The sequence below is a fragment of the Lysobacter changpingensis genome (assembly GCF_017308985.1).
Lineage (GTDB): Bacteria > Pseudomonadota > Gammaproteobacteria > Xanthomonadales > Xanthomonadaceae > Lysobacter_J > Lysobacter_J changpingensis.
Genome location: NZ_JADWPE010000002.1, coordinates 180,008 through 198,192 on the forward strand (window position 1 = coordinate 180,008; position 18,185 = coordinate 198,192).

At 68.6% G+C, this 18,185-nt stretch carries 15 protein-coding genes and 1 pseudogene; 6 read left to right on the plus strand and 10 right to left on the minus strand.

Annotated features, from left to right (window positions below; translation table 11 throughout):
* Window positions 1-46: 46 nt before the first annotated feature.
* Window positions 47-997: a bifunctional riboflavin kinase/FAD synthetase gene (locus I4U41_RS02475; RefSeq protein ID WP_206859465.1), complete on the minus strand. Its 951-nt coding sequence runs from the start codon at window positions 995-997 to the stop codon at window positions 47-49.
* Window positions 998-1,058: 61 nt separating this feature from the next.
* The gene (gene murJ / locus I4U41_RS02480) at window positions 1,059-2,651 is read right to left on the minus strand and encodes a murein biosynthesis integral membrane protein MurJ (protein WP_206860380.1); all 1,593 of its coding nucleotides are present in this window, start codon (window positions 2,649-2,651) and stop codon (window positions 1,059-1,061) included.
* A gap of 137 nt (window positions 2,652-2,788) precedes the next feature.
* Between murJ and rpsT the strand changes: the two genes are divergently transcribed.
* The gene (gene rpsT / locus I4U41_RS02485; protein WP_115840781.1) at window positions 2,789-3,058 is read left to right on the plus strand and encodes a 30S ribosomal protein S20; all 270 of its coding nucleotides are present in this window, start codon (window positions 2,789-2,791) and stop codon (window positions 3,056-3,058) included.
* Between the two features lie 121 nt (window positions 3,059-3,179).
* Here the strand turns inward: rpsT and obgE are convergent, their stop codons facing one another.
* From obgE to rplU, 3 genes are all read right to left on the minus strand, one after another.
* Complete coding sequence (gene obgE / locus I4U41_RS02490) at window positions 3,180-4,265, minus strand: GTPase ObgE (protein ID WP_206859466.1); 1,086 nt, start codon at window positions 4,263-4,265, stop codon at window positions 3,180-3,182.
* A 185-nt stretch (window positions 4,266-4,450) separates the two neighbouring features.
* Window positions 4,451-4,705 (minus strand): 50S ribosomal protein L27, encoded by a 255-nt coding sequence (gene rpmA, locus I4U41_RS02495; protein WP_115840783.1) that lies wholly within the window; start codon window positions 4,703-4,705, stop codon window positions 4,451-4,453.
* Between the two features lie 16 nt (window positions 4,706-4,721).
* Window positions 4,722-5,030 (minus strand): 50S ribosomal protein L21, encoded by a 309-nt coding sequence (gene rplU / locus I4U41_RS02500; protein ID WP_206859467.1) that lies wholly within the window; start codon window positions 5,028-5,030, stop codon window positions 4,722-4,724.
* Between the two features lie 662 nt (window positions 5,031-5,692).
* On the opposite strand from rplU, the gene I4U41_RS02505 reads away from it, so the two are divergent.
* The 4 genes from I4U41_RS02505 (at window position 5,693) to I4U41_RS02520 (ending at window position 12,545) form a co-directional block, all read left to right on the plus strand.
* The gene (locus I4U41_RS02505; protein WP_206859468.1) at window positions 5,693-7,771 is read left to right on the plus strand and encodes a S8 family peptidase; all 2,079 of its coding nucleotides are present in this window, start codon (window positions 5,693-5,695) and stop codon (window positions 7,769-7,771) included.
* A gap of 79 nt (window positions 7,772-7,850) precedes the next feature.
* Window positions 7,851-8,687, plus strand: a complete 837-nt coding sequence (locus I4U41_RS02510) for an OmpA family protein (protein ID WP_206859469.1) — start codon at window positions 7,851-7,853, stop codon at window positions 8,685-8,687.
* Between the two features lie 313 nt (window positions 8,688-9,000).
* Complete coding sequence (gene uvrA / locus I4U41_RS02515) at window positions 9,001-12,009, plus strand: excinuclease ABC subunit UvrA (protein ID WP_206859474.1); 3,009 nt, start codon at window positions 9,001-9,003, stop codon at window positions 12,007-12,009.
* Window positions 12,010-12,161: 152 nt separating this feature from the next.
* The gene (locus I4U41_RS02520) at window positions 12,162-12,545 is read left to right on the plus strand and encodes an acyl-CoA thioesterase (protein WP_320415145.1); all 384 of its coding nucleotides are present in this window, start codon (window positions 12,162-12,164) and stop codon (window positions 12,543-12,545) included.
* A gap of 88 nt (window positions 12,546-12,633) precedes the next feature.
* Here the strand turns inward: I4U41_RS02520 and I4U41_RS02525 are convergent, their stop codons facing one another.
* Window positions 12,634-13,077: a copper chaperone PCu(A)C gene (locus I4U41_RS02525; protein WP_206859476.1), complete on the minus strand. Its 444-nt coding sequence runs from the start codon at window positions 13,075-13,077 to the stop codon at window positions 12,634-12,636.
* 92 nt (window positions 13,078-13,169) lie between these two features.
* Between I4U41_RS02525 and I4U41_RS02530 the strand changes: the two genes are divergently transcribed.
* Entirely contained in the window at window positions 13,170-13,943 is a 774-nt protein-coding gene (locus tag I4U41_RS02530; protein ID WP_206859477.1) for an enoyl-CoA hydratase/isomerase family protein, read from the plus strand.
* Between the two features lie 99 nt (window positions 13,944-14,042).
* On the opposite strand, the gene I4U41_RS02535 is transcribed toward I4U41_RS02530, so the two are convergent.
* From I4U41_RS02535 to I4U41_RS02555, 4 genes and pseudogenes are all read right to left on the minus strand, one after another.
* Window positions 14,043-15,347 (minus strand): substrate-binding domain-containing protein, encoded by a 1,305-nt coding sequence (locus I4U41_RS02535; RefSeq protein WP_206859478.1) that lies wholly within the window; start codon window positions 15,345-15,347, stop codon window positions 14,043-14,045.
* A gap of 143 nt (window positions 15,348-15,490) precedes the next feature.
* A complete protein-coding gene (locus I4U41_RS02540; protein WP_206859480.1) occupies window positions 15,491-16,354 on the minus strand; it encodes a sulfurtransferase in 864 nt (287 codons plus the stop codon).
* Window positions 16,351-17,171, minus strand: a pseudogene (locus I4U41_RS02545) (CoA pyrophosphatase). The gene I4U41_RS02540 and the pseudogene I4U41_RS02545 overlap by 4 nt, the downstream one beginning before the upstream one ends.
* Window positions 17,172-17,488: 317 nt before the next feature.
* On the minus strand, window positions 17,489-18,172 hold the full coding sequence (locus tag I4U41_RS02555) for an FKBP-type peptidyl-prolyl cis-trans isomerase N-terminal domain-containing protein (protein WP_206859486.1): 684 nt from the start codon (window positions 18,170-18,172) through the stop codon (window positions 17,489-17,491).
* Between the last annotated feature and the right edge of the window lie 13 nt (window positions 18,173-18,185).

Sequence of the window (18,185 nt, forward strand, 5' to 3'; positions counted from 1 at the left end):
GGGTGGCTTTGTACTGGTTCGGGTCTTGGGCGGTCACAAGCGGCGCTCAGGCGAAGGCGTGGTGTTGTTCTTTGGAGAGGATCTCGCGCGCCTGCTCGGCGTCGCGATGCATCTGCGCGGTCAGTGCCGGCAGATCGGAAAACCTGAGTTCATCGCGCAGCTTCGCGACGAACTCGACTTCGATGCGGCGCCCGTACAGATCGCCATCGAAATCGAAAAGATGCGCTTCCAGCAGCGGCTCGACGCCGTCCACCGTGGGCCGGGTGCCCAGGCTCGACACCGACGCGCGCGGCGTGTCGCCCACGCCGTGCACCCACGTGGCGTAGATGCCCGACAGCGCCGGCGTCCGGCCACCAAAACGCAGGTTCGCGGTGGGAAAGCCGAGCGTGCGACCCAGTTGCTTGCCGGGCACGACGTGGCCAGCGATCGAATACGGGCGGCCGAGGAAACGTTCGGCGGTCGCGAAATCGCCTGCACGCAGCGCCTGGCGGATGCGCGTGGCGGAGACGCGCTCGCCATCGAGCATCACCGGTTCGATTTCGCCTGCGACGAAACCGTGCTCCAGCCCCATCGCCTGCAGCACGTCGATGTCGCCGCTCCGTGCCTTGCCGAAGCGGAACTCCGGACCGACCCAGACTTCATGCGCGGACAGGCGATGCACCAGCACCTGGCGCACGAACTCCTGCGCCGTAAGCGAACTCAGGCGACGGTCGAAACGCAGCAGGCCGAGCTGGTCGGCGCCCATCGCGAACAGGCGCCCGGCCTTCGTGCGCGGGAGCATCAGGCGCGGCGGCGGGTCGTCGGGCGCGAAGAACTCGCGCGGCAGTGGTTCGAAACTCAGCACCACGCAGGGCACGTCGAGCGCGCGCGCGCGGACGAGCGCGTGGCGCACCAGCGCCTGGTGGCCCAGGTGCAGGCCGTCGAATGCGCCGATGCAGACCACACTGCCGTGCGGGCACCGGGGCCCGCCTTCGACGTCACGAAACAGCCTGCTCATCGGTCCGAAGTATAGCCGGCAAGGCCCGTCTCCAAGGCTGGGCGTACGGTCCACGGCCGGCTCAGTGCTCGCGCAGATCGCGCGGACGGAAGCCCAGCGCCAGCAGCGCCAGCAGGTAGACCAGTCCACCGCCGCCGACGAGCACCGCGAGGTAACCCACGCGCGCCCACTGCCCGATCTGTGTGAACGCCGGCGCCCACTGCAGCCCCGCCCACAGCGCGGCCGACATCGCCGCGCACGCGACGAGCAGGCGCATCAGGTAACGCAGCCAGCCGGGCTGGCGTTCGTACACGCCGGCCTTGCGCAGCCAGTGCCACAGCAGCGCGAGGTTGAGGTAGCTCGCCGCGGCGCTCGCGAAACCCAGCGCCAGGTGCAGGCCGGGCGTGCGTTCCAGCGCGGCGAACACGCCCTGCGCGCGCACCTCGGGCGTGGTCCACAGCAGGTACAGCACCCACAGGAACACCACGTTGAGCACCATGTTCGCGATCAGCGAGGCGATGCCCGCGCGCACCGGCGTGCGCGTGTCCTGGCGCGCATAGAACGCCGGCAGCACGATCTTCACCAGCGCGAAGGCCGGCAGGCCGAAGCTCAGGCCGAACACCGACATCGCCGCCATGCGCGTGTCGAACGCGGTGAACTTGCCGCCCTGGAACAGCGTCGCCACCAGCGGTTCGGCCAGGAACATCAGGCCGAGCATCGCCGGCATCGCAATCAGCAACGTGGTGCGCAGGCCCCAGTCGAGCGCTTTCGAAAACCCTTCGGTATCGGTCTTGACGTGGTGCCGCGACAGCGCCGGCAGGATCACCGTGCCCAGCGCCACGCCGAACACGCCCAGCGGCAGCTCGAGGAAACGGTCGGCCTGCGAGAGCCACGTCTGCGAACCGACGAACAGCAGCGAGGCGATCACCGTGTCGAGCAGCAGGTTGATCTGCGCCACCGACGAGCCGAACAGTGTCGGCACCATCAGGCGCATCACCTTGCGCACGTCGGGATGGCTCCAGCCCCACTTCGGCAGCGTGAGCAGATCGAGCTTGCGCATCGCCGGCAGCTGGAAGACCAGCTGCGCTATGCCGCCCGCCAGCACGGCCCAGCCCAGCGCGAGGATCGGCACCTCCAGATGCGGCGCGAGCCACAGCGCGCCGGCGATCATGAAAAGGTTGAGGATCACCGGCGTGAAGGCCGGCAGCCCGAAGCGGTGGAAGCTGTTCAGCGCGCCGCCCGCCAGCGCGGTCAGCGAGACGAACAGGATGAAGGGAAAGGTCAGCCGCAGCAGGTCGACGGTCAGGCCGAACTTGTGGGTGTCGTCGAGCGAGCCCGGGGTGAACACCGCCGCGATCTGCGGGGTGAAGATCAGCCCCAGCGCGGTCAGCACCATCAGGATCCCGCCGAGCGTGCCGGACACCCGGGCGACCAGTTCCTTCAGGTCCTGGTGCGGGCGGGTTTCCTTGATTTCCGTGAATACCGGCACGAACGCCGTCGAAAACGAACCTTCCGCGAACAGGCGCCGCATGAAATTCGGGATGCGGAACGCCACCCAGAACGCGTCGGTACCGGCATTGGCGCCGAAGACCTGGTTGATGGCGATGTCGCGGACCAGGCCCAGCACGCGCGAGACCATGGTCATGCTGCTGAACGAGAGCAGCCCTTTCAGCATCTTCGGCGCGCTCAAGCCCGCCCTCCCGGAGTCCGGCGGCCGCCGGCGTTGTTGTTGACGCAACCCACTGAATCCTCCATACTTTCTGGTCTGATTGTCCCCAGACCCTCTTCACTTACAGTTTCCAGGAATTCGCCGTGGCCAACATCAAGTCCGCCAAGAAGCGCGCCAAGCAGACCGTGGTCCGCAATGCCCGCAACGCCAGCCAGCGTTCGATGCTGCGTACCGCCGTCAAGAAGGTGCTCAAGGCCCTGGGCGAGAACGACGCCGCCGGCGCCGAGTCCGCCTTCGCCGTCGCGCAGCCGATCCTCGATCGCTTCAGCTCGCGCGGCCTGATCCACAAGAACAAGGCTGCCCGCCACAAGGCTCGCCTGAACGCCCGCATCAAGGCCCTCAAGGCCGCCTGATACGGCGTAACGGGGACGGGAGTCCACGGCGCGGCGCCGCATGGCGCCTTCGCCCAAGGCACTCCAGGCAGCAAACAAAAACCCGGCCGGTGCCGGGTTTTTTGTTGCCTGCGCGAAGGCGTCACGGTGCGGCATGGCCCTCGCCTGCGCGTTCGGCTTCCAACGCCGCTTCGCGCTGGCGGTCGAAGAACGTCATGACGTCGAGCATGATCGGCCAGGTACCTTCGCGGCCGATCGCGGACACCAGGTACCAGCGGTCCTTCCAGCCCAGTTCGTCGAGGATCGCCTTCACCGCCGCCTGCTGCTCTTCCTCCAGCAACAGGTCGGCCTTGTTGAGCACGAGCCAGCGCGGCTTGTTCAACAATTCCGGATCGTGCTTCTCCAGTTCGCGCTCGATCGCGCGCACCTGGTCGGCCGGGCTCACGCCCTCTTCCGCGCCTTCGTCGTACACGCCGCCCGCGGGCGCGATGTCGACCAGGTGCAGCAGCAGGCGCGTGCGTTGGAGATGCTTGAGGAACTGCGTGCCCAAGCCCGCGCCTTCCGCCGCGCCTTCGATCAGGCCGGGAATGTCGGCGATGACGAAGCTGCGATGCGGCTCGACGCTGACCACGCCGAGGTTGGGATAGAGCGTGGTGAACGGATAGTCCGCGACCTTCGGCGTCGCCGCCGACACGGCGCGGATCAGCGTGCTCTTGCCGGCGTTCGGAAAGCCGAGCAGGCCGACGTCGGCGAGCAGCTTCAGTTCGAGCTTGAGCACGCGCTCCTCGCCCGGCAGGCCCGGCAGCGCCTTGCGCGGCGCGCGGTTCACCGAGCTCTTGAAATGCATGTTGCCCAGCCCGCCCTTGCCGCCCTTCGCGACCAGCAGGCGTTCGCCGTGGCGCGTGAGGTCGCCGATGACTTCGTCGGTCTCGACGTTGGTCACGACGGTGCCGACCGGCACGGTGATGACCAGGTCGTCGCCGGCCTTGCCATACATCTGGCGGCCCATGCCGTTCTCGCCGCGCTTGGCGCGGAACTGGCGCTGGTGACGGAAGTCGACGAGCGTGTTGAGGTTTTCATCGGCCAGCAGCCACACGCTGCCGCCATCGCCGCCGTCGCCGCCATCGGGGCCGCCAAGCGGGATGAATTTCTCGCGGCGGAAACCGACGCAGCCGTTGCCGCCGTTGCCTGCGCTGACCTGGATTTCGGCTTCGTCGACGAGTTTCATGGGGGTGCCGGGAATCGGGAATGGAGAATCGGGAATCGTCTGATGCAAAGCATCGTGGCTGCTCGGGAGCAGGGAGGCAACGAATCGCAGGAATTTCGCTTCTGCGATTCCCGATTCTCCATTCCCGGCAGACCGAAACGAAAAGCCCCGCCGAAGCGGGGCCCTTCGCGGACAGCGTTCGGCGATTACTCGACGACGCTGACGGTGCGACGCTTCTTCGGACCCTTGGTCGAGAACTCGACCTTGCCGTCGACCAGCGCGAACAGCGTGTGGTCGCGACCCAGGCCGACGCCGGCGCCCGGATGGAACTGGGTGCCGCGCTGGCGAACGATGATGTTGCCGGCCTCGATGGCCTGGCCGCCGTAGATCTTCACGCCCAGGTACTTCGGGTTGGAGTCGCGGCCGTTACGGGTGGAACCTACGCCCTTTTTGTGTGCCATGGCTGCTTCTCCTCACTTAGCCGGCAATGCCGGTGATTTCGATTTCGGTGTAATGCTGACGGTGGCCCATCTGCTTGCGGTGGTGCTTGCGGCGACGGAACTTCACGATGCGCACCTTGTCGGCGCGGCCGTGGCCGACGACCTTGGCGGAGACCGACGCGCCCTTCAGGGCATCGCCAACCTTCACGCCATCGCTGCCGCCCAGCATCAGGACGTTGTCCAGCTTGATCTCGCTGCCGACTTCGGCATCGAGCAGCTCGACGCGCAGGGTTTCGCCCTGCATCACGCGGTATTGCTTACCGCCGGTGACTACAACTGCGTACATGACCAGATTCCTCTGTAGTTATTTTGGTCGCTGCCGCACCCGAGGCGGGCGGACAGAAGCGGAATTGTAGGGCTTTCAGGGAGTTGGAGCAAGTCCGACGGTCGCTTCGCCGGGGAGCGACGCGGCTTCCGGCGATCCCCATGATCGCGCGGAACCGTCGGCGATTCCGGGGCCGGGGCTTCAAACCGAGACCCCCGCCACACTCTGTCCCGCGTTCAGCAACGTATTGATTTTGTTAGCACTTACGAACCTCTTGCGGCGTTTCGACAGTTCCCTTACGGTCGGCCGACGTGGACGGCTACAGGGCTCCGTCCACGTCCAGCCAACTCGATCGGCCGGCGCCGGATGCGCGGGCCTGGGAGCAGTCGCTGTGCCTTCGCACGCCCTGATGTCATCGGAAGACATGATCCCGTCCGCCTGCCCGGGCGATGGCGCTCCGTCGGGCGACGCGCCCGATGCCGCACCGCCCTCCTCCGCCTGCCGCGTGGCTGGCACTTCCCGCATTCCTCCCCATCCGCGTGCACGCGCACGACGCCCGGAAGGCGTTCGTACGCGCGCACCCACCCAAGTCGCGCGCCGGATCGACCGTCGCGGACTCGCACCCGGCGCCGCGCAGGGGGAGGCGCCGGGCGTTCCTGCAGCAGCCAACAAAGGACGTTGACATGACCCGCAAAGCACGCACCCTGAAGTGGACCGCCCTCGCCGTCGCCACCGCGCTCATCGCCGCGCCGGCGGCCTACTCGGGCGGGAAGCTGCCCGTCGCCAACAAGGTGAAGGTCTCGACGCTTTCGCCGCAGGCGGCGAAGGCCGCGAAGCAGCAGCCGCAGCAGTTCGACCGCTTCATCGTCACCTATCGCGAAGGGACCCGCCGGCTGGGCATCGCCGCGACGAACCAGCGCTTCGCCACCGCAGCGAAGAACCTCAACCTCGGCATCGCGCCGATGCGCACGCTCGCCACCGGCAGCTCGCTGATCCGCACCGACCGCAAGCTCGACAGCGCCGCCAGCAAGGCGCTGGCGATCGAACTGATGAAGGATCCGAACGTGCTCGCGGTCGAGCCCGACCGCCTGCGCAAGCCGATGATGGTGCCGAACGATCCGCTGTACGCGCAGCAGTGGCACTACAAGGACGGCCCGGGTGGCATCAACGCCGAACCCGCGTGGGACCTGGCGACCGGCGACGGCATCGTGGTCGCGGTGCTCGATACCGGCATCACGCCGCATTCGGAACTCAACGCGCAGACGGTGGCGGGTTACGACTTCATCATCGACACCGAAGTCAGCGTGGACGGCGACGGCCGCGACGCGGACCCGAACGATCCGGGCGACTGGCACGACGGCGAATGCAACATCTTCGGCATCCCCGAGGACAGCAGCTGGCACGGCACGCACGTGGCCGGCACGGTCGCGGCGGCGACGAACAACAACGCAGGCGTGGCCGGCGTGGCGTTCGGCGCGAAGGTGCAGCCGGTGCGCGTGCTGGGCAAGTGCGGCGGCTACGAGTCCGACATCATCGACGCGGTGACCTGGGCGTCCGGCGGCAGCGTCGCGGGCGTGCCGGACAACGCGACGCCGGCGGAAGTGATCAACCTCAGCCTGGGCGGCGGCGGCGCGTGCTCGGTCGCCGAACAGGCGGCCTACACCGCGGCGAAGGCGCGGGGCACGACGGTCGTCGTATCCGCCGGCAATTCGTCGGCCGATGCGGCGGGCTATTCCCCCGCGAGCTGCAACGACGTCATCACCGTGGCGTCGGTCGGCCCGACCGGCGAGCTGTCCGACTTCTCCAACTACGGCACCGTCGTCGACGTGGCCGCGCCGGGCGGTTCGGGCTACACGCCGGCGGAGGACAACATCCTGTCCACGCTGAACCTCGGCGCGCAGGGCCAGGGGGCCGAAGGCTACGCGTGGTACGCGGGCACCTCGATGTCGGCGCCGCATGTGGCCGGCGTGGTCGCGCTGATGCAGTCGGCCGCGGCGACGCCGAAGACGCCGGACGAGATCAAGAAGATCCTCGAGAACACGGCCTACGCGTCGGGCGGTTTCGCCACCGGTTGCGGCTACAACAAGTGGTGCGGTGCCGGCATCATCGACGCGCGCTACGCCGTGGCCGTCGCGAACGGCGACGAACCGCTGCCGCCGGACGTCCCGCCGCCGCCGCCGCCGCCGCCGGCCATCGAGCTGGAGAACGGCGTGACCGTCACCGGCATCGAAGTGCTGGCCGGCGACACCGTGCGCTATGAGCTGCTGGTGCCCAACGGCGCGTCGAACCTGCTGTTCGCGATGTACGGCGGCACCGGCGATGCCGACATGTACGTGCGCCGCGGCGCCGAGCCGACCACGACCGCGTACGACTGCCGTCCGTTCGCCGGCGGCAACAACGAGAACTGCTTCTTCCCGGCACCGCAGGGCGGCACCTGGTACGTGACGATCCGCGGCTACAGCAACGCCGCCGGCGTGTCGCTGTATCCGAGCTTCGTCGATGCGAACTGGCCGCGTTCGGTGGAAGCCGACGCCATCCAGCTCGCCAACCACCGCACCCAGGTGAAGCTGAACTGGACGCACGGCAAGCGGAACATCGACATCTACCGCAATGGCGCGATCCTCAAGACCGTGAGGAACAACGGCACGGCGACGGATACGTTCCGCGTCATCGGCAGCGGCACGATGAGCTACAAGTTGTGCAACAACGGCACTCAGGAGTGCGCGGATCCGGTCGAGATCGAGTACGCCTCGCACCGGTAAGCGGTCCTGGAAGTACAGCAAGACGGGAAGGGCCCGGTCCGCCGGGCCCTTCCTCCCGATGCCCCGCGATGGAGTGCCCATGGTCCGTTCCCGTTCGATCCTCCCGATGATGCTGATGGCGGCCGTCGCCGCGACGACAGCCTGCAACCGCGACACCCCCGCTTCCCAGACGCCGCCGCCGGTCACAGCCGCGCCGGTCGCGCAGTTCGACGCGACCCTGAACCTGGTCAACAACAACGGCGCCGTGCGCTACGACGGCACGGTCGGCAGCGACGAGGCGCGGCAGTCGATCGAGGCCGCGCTCGCACGCGCCTACGGCCGCGTGTCCGGCGAGCTCAAGGTCGATCGCGGCGCCCGCCCCGCTCCGTGGCAGGACGCGCTGCCGAAGTTCCTGGAATCGTTCATCCAGCCCGGCGCGGCGGTGTCGTTCGAAGGCCGCCGCATCGAACTGCACGGCCACGCCACCGAGACCGACCGCAACGCGCTGCTCGCCCGCGCCGAACTGCTCTACCCCGGTTACGCCTACACCGGCCTGTTCCAGGGCGTGGGCGACGGTGCGCCCACGGACGCTGCGAGCGCGGTGCTGGCGCAGGTGAAGCCCGGCACTTCCGGTGCATCGCTGGTGAAGGCGCTGAACGAGGCCGTGACGCAGACGCCAATCCGCTTCGAGCCCGGCAGCGCGCGCGTCGCGCCCGACAGCCTGGCGCTGCTGAGCAAGGCCGCGCAGGTGATCCAGGCCTCCGACGAGGGCACGCGGCTGCAGATCGCCGGGCCTGCGGCCGACGATCCGTCGCTGGCGCAGCAGCGCGCGGAAGCCATCAAGGTCCAGCTGATCGTCAACGGCGTGAGCCCGGCGGCGCTGGAAACCACCGCGCAGGCGGGCAGCGGCGAGGCGGCGTCGTTCCAGCTGCTCTGACGCTGTTGTAGCCGGATACGCGGAGCGCACCCGGGACGAGGCACGCGCGAACCGGGCGTTGCCGCACGCCACTTCGCCCCTCCCCCGGGCCATCGGGACATGGCCCGCTGGCATTCGCACGGGAGGGAGCTGTCGCCCGCACCGCGTGCGCGCACATCGTTCAGCCACCCCGCGTGGAACACCCCTGAACCCTGCTCCACGCCCCGCCGCGCGTGCCTTTGGTTCCGGCGATTTGCCCCCATCTACGCCTGTCGATACGCTCCCCTGTTCGCCCCGCGCTCCGCGGCGGCGACCCTCCCCATACAGGCAACCGATGGCGCTGGATTACATCCGCATCCGCGGCGCGCGGACGCACAACCTCAAGAACATCGACCTCGACCTCCCCCGCGACAAGCTCATCGTGATCACGGGGCTGTCGGGATCGGGCAAGTCCTCGCTCGCGTTCGACACGATCTACGCCGAAGGCCAGCGTCGCTACGTCGAGTCGCTGTCGGCCTACGCGCGCCAGTTCCTCTCGGTGATGGAGAAGCCGGACGTCGACCACATCGAGGGCCTGTCGCCGGCGATCTCGATCGAACAGAAGTCGACCTCGCACAACCCGCGATCCACCGTCGGCACGATCACCGAGATCTACGACTACCTGCGACTGCTCTACGCACGCGTGGGCACGCCGCGCTGTCCGGACCACGGCTATCCGCTGGAAGCGCAGACGGTCAGCCAGATGGTCGACCAGGTCGTCGCGCTCGGCGCCACCGAGGCCGGCCGCGAGCAGCGCTACATGCTGCTGGCGCCGGTGATCCGCGAACGCAAGGGCGAGCATGCGCAGGTGTTCGAACAGCTGCGCGCGCAGGGCTTCGTGCGCGTGCGCGTGGACGGCGTGCTGCACGAGATCGACGCCGTGCCGCCGCTCGCGCTGCGCGTGAAGCACACCATCGAAGCGGTCGTGGACCGCTTCAAGCCGCGCGAGGACATCAAGCAGCGCCTGGCCGAATCCTTCGAGACCGCGCTGAAGCTCGGCGACGGCATGGCGCAGGTGATGTCGCTCGACGACAGCGAAGCCGCGCCGCTGCTGTTCTCGTCCAAGTACAGCTGCCCGGTGTGCGACTACTCGCTGCCGGAACTGGAGCCGCGCCTTTTCTCGTTCAACTCGCCGGTGGGCGCGTGCCCGACGTGCGACGGCCTGGGGGTGGCGCAGTTCTTCGATCCGAACCGCGTGGTGGTGCATCCGGAACTCTCGCTCTCGGCCGGCGCGGTGCGCGGCTGGGATCGCCGCAATGCCTACTACTTCCAGCTGATCCAGTCGCTGGCGCGACACTACAGGTTCGACGTCGATGCGCCGTGGCAGTCGCTGCCGAAGAAGGCGCGCGACGCGGTGCTGTTCGGCAGCGGCGACGAGACCATCACCTTCACCTACCTCACCGAAAGCGGCGGGCGCAGCCAGCGCAAGCATCGTTTCGAAGGCATCGTGCCGAACCTGGAGCGCCGCTATCGCGAAACCGAATCGGCGGCGGTGCGCGAGGAACTGGCCAAGTACATCAGCGAGCGCGCCTGCACCGATTGCGGCGGCGCGCGCCTGAACCGCGCCGCGCGCAACGTGTTCGTGGCCGAGCGTCCGCTGCCGGACATCGTCGTGATGCCGGTGGACGAAGCGCTGGCGCATTTCAAGGCGCTCAACCTGCCGGGCTGGCGCGGCGAGATCGCGATCAAGATCGTCAAGGAAATCTCCGACCGCCTGCGTTTCCTCGTGGACGTCGGCCTGGATTACCTCACGCTCGAACGCAAGGCCGATTCGCTTTCGGGCGGCGAGGCGCAGCGTATCCGTCTCGCCTCGCAGATCGGCGCCGGCCTGGTCGGCGTGATGTACGTGCTCGACGAGCCGTCGATCGGCCTGCACCAGCGCGACAACGAGCGCCTGCTGGGCACGCTCACGCGCCTGCGGGACCTGGGCAACACGGTGATCGTGGTCGAACACGACGAGGACGCGATCCGCCTGGCCGACCACGTCGTCGACATCGGTCCCGGCGCGGGCGTGCACGGCGGCGAAGTGATCGCGCACGGCACGCTGCAGGACATCCTCAAGGCGCCGCGTTCGCTCACCGGCCAGTACCTGTCGGGCAAGCGCGGCATCGAGATCCCGGCCCGGCGCCACAAGCCCGATCCGAAGACCACCTTCCACCTGCGCGGCGCCAGCGGCAACAACCTGAAGGACGTCGATCTGGCGATCCCGTCGGGGCTGTTCACGGCGATCACCGGCGTGTCCGGCTCGGGCAAGTCGACGCTGATCAACGACACGCTGTTCGCGATCACCGCCAACGAGCTCAATGGCGCCTCGCACACGGCGGCGCCGTACCGCGAGTACGAGAACATCGAGCTGTGGGACAAGGTCGTCGACATCGACCAGTCGCCGATCGGCCGCACGCCGCGTTCGAACCCGGCGACGTACACCGGCCTGTTCACGCCGTTGCGCGAGCTGTACGCGCAGGTGCCCGAGGCGCGTGCGCGCGGCTATTCGCCGGGCCGCTTCAGCTTCAACGTGCGCGGCGGTCGCTGCGAGGCGTGCCAGGGCGATGGCCTGATCAAGGTCGAGATGCACTTCCTGCCCGACGTGTACGTGCCGTGCGACGTCTGCGGCGGCAAGCGCTACAACCGCGAAACGCTGGAGATCTTCTACAAGGGTTACAACATCAACGACGTGCTGGAGATGACCGTCGAGGATGCGCTGAACCTGTTCGAGGCCATCCCGGCGATCTCGCGCAAGCTCGAAACGCTGATGGACGTGGGCCTGAGCTACATCAAGCTGGGCCAGAGCGCGACCACGCTGTCGGGCGGCGAGGCGCAGCGCGTGAAGCTGTCGAAGGAACTCTCGCGCCGCGACACCGGCCGCACGCTGTACATCCTCGACGAACCCACGACCGGCCTGCACTTCCACGACATCGAACACCTGCTCACGGTGCTGCATCGCCTGCGCGACGACGGCAACACGGTGGTGGTGATCGAGCACAACCTCGACGTCATCAAGACGGCCGACTGGGTGATCGACCTCGGGCCGGAAGGCGGCCATCGCGGCGGCACCATCCTGGCCTGCGGCACGCCGGAGGAAATCGCCTCGCTGCCGCACTCGCACACCGGACGCTTCCTCGCACCGCTGCTGGGCACGAAGCCCGAAGCGCCGGCGCGCAAGGCGAAGCCGGCTGCGGCGAAGGCCGGCGGCAAGGCGGTTGCGAAGACGACCGCATCGAAGCGCGTGCAGGCGAAGACGACGAAGGCCGCGAAGACGGTCGCCGCCAAGAAGAACAACACGAAGAAGAAATCCGCCGCATGAGCGACACCGCGACACCGAAGCCCCGCAAGACGCCGGCGCGCAAGCGCAAGCCGGCGGCGAAGAAGACCCGCGAAAGCGCGGTGCCCGCCGCCCCGAAGCCGCAAGCCCCCGAAGGGCCTGCGGCGGAAGCGCACGACGCGCCCGTTGCACTCATCCGCGTCCCGCTCTCCGTGCGCTGGCGCGACCTCGACGCGTTCAACCACGTCAACAATTCGAAGTACCTGAGCTATCTCGAGGAAGCGCGCCTGCGCTGGATGCTTGGCGTGCCGGGACAGGGACTGGACGACCACGTCGCGCCCGTCGTCGCCGCCGCGCACCTCAACTATCGCCGCCCGATCGAATGGCCGGCGGAAGTGGACATCGAGCTGTTCGTCGAACGCCTGGGGAACACCAGCGTGAGCATCGGCCATCGCATCGTCGATGCGCACGACGAGTCGGTGCTCTATTGCGACGGCAACGTCGTGATGGTCTGGATCGATCGCGGCACCGGACGTGCGGCGGAATTGCCGGTGGCGGTCCGCGAGGCGTGCTCGTAAGGCGCGGCTGCGCATCGCCCCAGGCAAAAAACGGCGCCAAGGCGCCGTTTCTGTTTCCGTCCCTGTTTTCGAAGAAGCGATCAGGCGCCTATTCGCCCGCCTTCTTCACCACGAACTCGCCCAACGCCTTCCCGCCGTCCTTCGTGGCGAACTCGATGGCCACCTTGCTGCCCGGCTTCAGCGCCGCGCCCGGCTCCATCAGCATCAGGTGCAGGCCGCCCGGCTTGAACACCGCCGCCTCGCCCGGCGCGATGCGCACTTCCGGCACCGCGCGCATGCGACTGACGCCCTCGACCACGCGCGTCTCGTGCATCTCGACCTCGCCGAACGCCGCGCTGCTTGCGCCGACGATCGTCAGCGGCTTCGCGCACGGATTCTCGATGCGGGCGAAGCCGGCCATCATCGGCATCGCGGCCGGTGGCATGCGCACCCAGCCTTCGACCACCTTGAGGCTGCAATCTGCAGCGGAAGCGGCGGACGATGCCGCCAGCGTGAGGGCCAGCAGGCCGAGTCGGATCGAGGTCGCGTTCATGGGCCTATGATACCCGCGGTCGTCCGCGCGGCTCCGTCGCTGGGCCGCGCCGTTCACGCATCGTCCGCCCGCCACTTCCGGGAACACCGCCCATGAGCCTAGTCGAATCCCATTCCGCCGACGGCATCGTCGAACTCCGGCTGGCGCGCGCGCCGGTCAACGCGCTCAATCCGCAGTTGTGCGACGACCTGGTCGCCGCGCTCGCGCAGGCGATCGATGGCGGCGCGCAGGGCATCGTGCTGGCGGGTGGCGCGAAGGTGTTCTCGGCGGGCCTCGACGTGCCGCACCTGCTGTCGCTCGGCGATGACCGCGATGCGCTGATGTCGGCGTGGGAAAGCTTCTTCCATGCCGCGCGCGCCATCGCCGAATGCCCCGTGCCGGTCGTCGCCGCGATCGGCGGCCACGCGCCCGCGGGCGGCTGCGTGCTGGCGCTGTGCTGCGACTACCGCGTGATGGCGCGCAGCGAGGATTCCGCGAAGCCCTTCCGCATCGGCCTCAACGAAACGCAGGTCGGACTGGTGGTGCCGGTCGGCATCCTGCGACTGATGCAGCGCGTCGTCGGCACGTATCGCGCCGAGCGCCTCGTCGTCGCCGGCGACATGGTGGAGGCCGAACGCGCCGAACGCATCGGGCTGGTGGACGAGCTCGTGCCCGCCGACCAGGTCGCGGCGCGTGCGCGCGAATGGCTCGCGCAGTTGCTGAAATTGCCGCAGCCGGTGATGCGCCAGACCCGCGCGATCGCCCGCGCGGACTTGGTCGCCGCGATGCAGCCGGAGCAGATCCAACTGCCGAAATTCATCGCCGCGTGGAGCGATCCGGCGACGCAGGGCGCGTTGAAGGCGCTCGTTGCGAAGCTCGGGAAGTAAGAGCCGCGCTTGTGTAACCCCCGGTAAGCGCAGCGCACCCGGGACCTGTCACGCCGCCCCGGGTGCACTTCGCTTACCCGGGCTACAAATGCGGCGAACTCACAGCACCCAGATTTCCACCCGCTCGTTGCGATAACGCGCCGACGGCGTGCCGGAGGCCGCAAGCGGCACCTGCGCGCCGACGCCGCGCGCATGCAGCACCGGCACGCCGCGCGCCATCAGCTCGTGCGCGACGAGGTCGGCGCGATCGTTGCTCATCATCGTCGCCGCCACCGAACTTCCGGCCACGTCGGCGAAGCCCACCACCAGCAGGCGGCGACCACGGTTCACCGGCAACTGCATGAAGGCGACGATGCGCTCGACGTCGCGCACCGCGCGGCTGTCGTACACGCTCGCCGCGACGCCGCTCTCGTTGATGCCGGTGAGATTGAAGCGCAGGCTCAGCGGCAGGCGCGTGGCGCTGGCGACGAGGTCGCGATAATCCTTCGGCCCGAACAGCGTCGGCGGTGCGTAGCCGGGGCGCAGCGTCACGGCGAAATGGCCGGCACGCGTCACCGCGTCCTGTCCGCGCTGGCCCATCGCGTACAGCGCGAAGCTGCGGCTGAGCGCGCCCATCATCTGGCTGCCATAAAGATGGAAGCGGCGCGTGAGCGGGTAATCCTCGCTCTGCACCGCCAGCCGCGTCGGCGCGACCGCACGACCGCCATCGGACAATGCGAGCGGACGCACGCCCGCGCCCCACGGCTGGCGCAGCGTGACGAAGCCGATGCCGCCGGGATCCTTCGCGATCGCGCGCACCAGCGATTCGCCATCGCCATGCAGTTGCGCGGCGGGCGCGTAGGCCGCTCCCCGCATCACACGTTCGTCGATGAGATCGCGCGCGGAATTGGCGCTTGCGACCATGTGCAGGCGCACCGCGCCGCGACCGCCGAACTCGCGCCAGTCGCGCACCTGTCCCGACAGCACGCGGCGCAGCTGCGCGAAGCTCAGGCGGGCGAGCGGGTTCTCGCGATTCACGACCACCGCCGCGCCGTCGAGCGCCAGTACGAATTCCTGGTCGTGCGAAGCCAGGTCGCCCAGCTGCCAGCCCGCGTCGAGTTCTGCGGCGTCGGGCCGGCGCGTCATCATCGCGACGTGCGCGTTGCCGTCGACCAGGTCCTGGAAGCCCTGCGCCGAACTGTTCGCCTGGATTTCCACGATCAGCGGCATGCCGTCGCGCTGCGCGTGGATCTCCGTCAGCGTGGGGCTCGGCTGCTGGCGACGGATGTCCTGGTAGCCGATATCGCGCAGCCACGATTCGGCGACCGCGGGCACCAGCCGCGCGGCCAGGGTCTGCGATCCGTGGATGCGGACGCGTTCGGCATCCACCTGGGCGTGCGCGTGCGCGCTCGCGACGAACAACACAACTGCAACAAACCAACTAGCGACGCGTGACATCGCGCACGCCCCCTGTGCGAAATCGCGCAAGGATCGGGGACGTAAATGACGCGCAGGTTACCGCCCGCGCTTCATGGCGGCCGGAGCGTCGAACCGGCCGGATCGGAACATCAGGACCCGCGCGCGACCGGTCGCGACGGATCGTCGATCCAACCGCTCCACGAACCGGTGAACAGTCGCGCACCCTCCAGGCCCGCATGCTCCAGCGCGAGCAGCAGGTGGCACGCGGTCACGCCGGAGCCGCACATCGCCACGACATCGCGCGGGTCGCGCCCCTTGAGGACGTCGGCGAACTCGCGCGCGAGTTCCTGCGCGGGACGGAAACGGCCGTCGCGCATCGTCATCGCATAAGGACGGTTGATCGCGCCGGGCACGTGGCCGGCGACGCGGTCGATCGGCTCGACGTCGCCCCGGAAACGTTCGGCGGCGCGCGCATCGACCAGCACGCCGCCGGCATCGAGATGCGCCTGCACCTGCGCGGCATCGAGCAGTCGATTTTCGTCGAACGTCGCCGGATACGGCGGCGCGGGTTTCGCGACCGGCCGGTTCGCATCGACCGGCAGGCCGAGCGTCTGCCAGCGCTGCAGGCCACCGTCGAGCACGGCGACACGCCGGTGCCCCAGCGCGCGCAGCAGGAACCACATGCGCGCGGCGGCGAGCGCGCCGTCGGCGGCGTCGTACACCACGACCTGCGTTTGCGGAGTCACGCCCCAGCGGCCGAGCGCGGCGGCGAAGTCCTGCAGTTCCGGCCATGGATGACGTCCCGCATGCGCCTTGCGGTGATCCGACAGCTCGCGATCGAGGTGCGCATAGAACGCGCCCGGAACATGCGCGGCGTCGTAAGAGGCTTCGCCCGCTTCGGGTTCGGCCAGGCTGTGCCGCGTGTCGAAGATCGCCAGGTCTTCGCGGCCGAGCGCGGCGGCCAGGTCCTCGGCGGACACCAGCGTGGTCCACGTTGCATTCGGATCGCTCATCGGATCGCCTCCAGGCGTTGGCGCAGGTTGTAGAGCATCGAGGCGGTCGCGCCCCAGATGCGCTGCGCGGGATAGCGGTACTCGAAGACCTGGCGCGGTCGGCCGCGGAAATCGAGCGTGTGCGTGGCGAGATTGGCCGGATCGAGCAGGAAGGCCAGCGGCACCTCGAACACGTCGGCGACTTCGTTCGGATCGGGTCGCGCGACGTAGTCGTTCGCGAGCACCGCGACGACCGGCTGCACGCGGTAGCCGGTGATCGTCGCAAGCGGGTCGAGATAGCCCAGCGGCTGGATCTGCCCCGCGCCGACGCCGATTTCCTCGTGCGTTTCGCGCAGTGCGGCGGCGACGGCGTCGGCGTCGTCGGGTTCGACGCGACCGCCGGGGAAGCTCACCTGCCCCGCGTGCTGGCGCAGCGCGTCGGTGCGGCGCGTGAGCAGCACCTGCGTGCCGGCGTCGCGCGGAACCAGGCCGACCAGCACGGCGGCTTCGATGCTGACCGCATCGTCGGGCACCAGGTCGTGCAGTTCGGCGAGGTTCCAGCCGGGACCGGGCGGCGGTTCGGCCAGCGGATGCAGCGCGGACGCGAGGCCGGGCCAGTCGGGAAGCACGATGGGCATGGCGGCCGTCCGGTTCACCGGCGGCGCGACTCGCGTTCGGGCAGGACGGTTTCCATCAGGCGCAGGCGTTCGTCGTCGTTCATCTGCGACCAGCGTGCGATTTCCGCGGTCGTGCGATGGCAACCGATGCAGAGGCCGTCGTCGTCGAGCGAGCAGATGCCGATGCAGGGACTCAGCACGGCGCGGAAGAAGGTGTTCATGGATCGATCAACGTAAGGCGGGAGTGCGTGGGATTCAACCTGTCTCGGTGCGGCGCTTCGCAAGCGCTTCCCGTCATCGCGGCGAAGGCCGGGATCCTGGCCGATGCCGTTTCAGCGGTGATGTTGGACGTACGCGATCGCGATGACTCGGGCGTGCAAGCCGAGCCTCTGGTGATCGGGTCGCAAAACACATCGAGCCGGCAGTGCCGGCTCGATGGGTGATACACGTCTTCAGGCGTTACTGCCCTGGATCCCCGCCTTCGCGGGGATGACGGTCCGGCAAAGCCGCTCGCGCCATGCGCGAGCGGGCCGGAACGTCACTTCACGCTGACCAGCTTGACTTCGAACTGCACGGCGACGTTCGGCGGGAACGGCGTGCGCGGGTCGGCGCCATAGGCCTTGTCGGCCGGCAGGGTGATTTCCCACTTCGAACCGGCCGGCATCTGCAGCAGCGCTTCGCGCATGGCGGCCATCTCGATGTCGCTGACCTTGATCGACGGGATCTGCTGCGCCGGACGCGCCTGCTGCGGACGCTCGCCCCACGCGTAGGGACCGGCGACTTCCAGCTGCACGGTGCTGGCCTGGGTCGGCTTGGCGCCGGTGCCCTTCTCGATCTCGCGGTACTGCACGCCGCTCGGCAGCGACTTCACGCCGGCCTTGGAACGGTTGGCGGCGATGAACTGGTCGCTCTTCGTCTTGTTCTCGGAAGCGGCCTTGTCCCATGCGGCCTTCGCCTTGGCCTGCTGGCGCTGCTGCATGTTCTGCACGGCGGTGCGCAGCTGGTCGACCGGCACCGACGGCTGCTTCTTGCCGTAACCGTCCTGCAGGCCCTTGATGATGGTGTTGACGTCGACCTGCTCGCCGCTTTCGATGGCGTTGCGGCCCAGGTCGTAACCGAGCGCGTAGCTCAGCTTGCCCTGCTCGGTCGAAGTGTTCTGCGCGGCGGCAGTGCCGGTCAGGGCCAGGGCCGCGACGGCGGCAGCGATCAAACGCAACTTCATTCGAATGAATCTC

Coding starts and splice junctions, on each gene's coding strand:
- obgE (WP_206859466.1), bottom strand. CDS start 4,265: ATGAAACTCGTCGACGAAGCCGAAATCCAGGTCAGCGCAGGCAACGGC.
- I4U41_RS02530 (WP_206859477.1), top strand. CDS start 13,170: ATGAGCCTAGTCGAATCCCATTCCGCCGACGGCATCGTCGAACTCCGG.
- rpmA (WP_115840783.1), bottom strand. CDS start 4,705: ATGGCACACAAAAAGGGCGTAGGTTCCACCCGTAACGGCCGCGACTCC.
- uvrA (WP_206859474.1), top strand. CDS start 9,001: ATGGCGCTGGATTACATCCGCATCCGCGGCGCGCGGACGCACAACCTC.
- I4U41_RS02505 (WP_206859468.1), top strand. CDS start 5,693: ATGACCCGCAAAGCACGCACCCTGAAGTGGACCGCCCTCGCCGTCGCC.
- murJ (WP_206860380.1), bottom strand. CDS start 2,651: ATGCTGAAAGGGCTGCTCTCGTTCAGCAGCATGACCATGGTCTCGCGC.
- I4U41_RS02475 (WP_206859465.1), bottom strand. CDS start 997: ATGAGCAGGCTGTTTCGTGACGTCGAAGGCGGGCCCCGGTGCCCGCAC.
- I4U41_RS02540 (WP_206859480.1), bottom strand. CDS start 16,354: ATGAGCGATCCGAATGCAACGTGGACCACGCTGGTGTCCGCCGAGGAC.
- I4U41_RS02525 (WP_206859476.1), bottom strand. CDS start 13,077: ATGAACGCGACCTCGATCCGACTCGGCCTGCTGGCCCTCACGCTGGCG.
- I4U41_RS02555 (WP_206859486.1), bottom strand. CDS start 18,172: ATGAAGTTGCGTTTGATCGCTGCCGCCGTCGCGGCCCTGGCCCTGACC.
- I4U41_RS02510 (WP_206859469.1), top strand. CDS start 7,851: ATGGTCCGTTCCCGTTCGATCCTCCCGATGATGCTGATGGCGGCCGTC.
- rplU (WP_206859467.1), bottom strand. CDS start 5,030: ATGTACGCAGTTGTAGTCACCGGCGGTAAGCAATACCGCGTGATGCAG.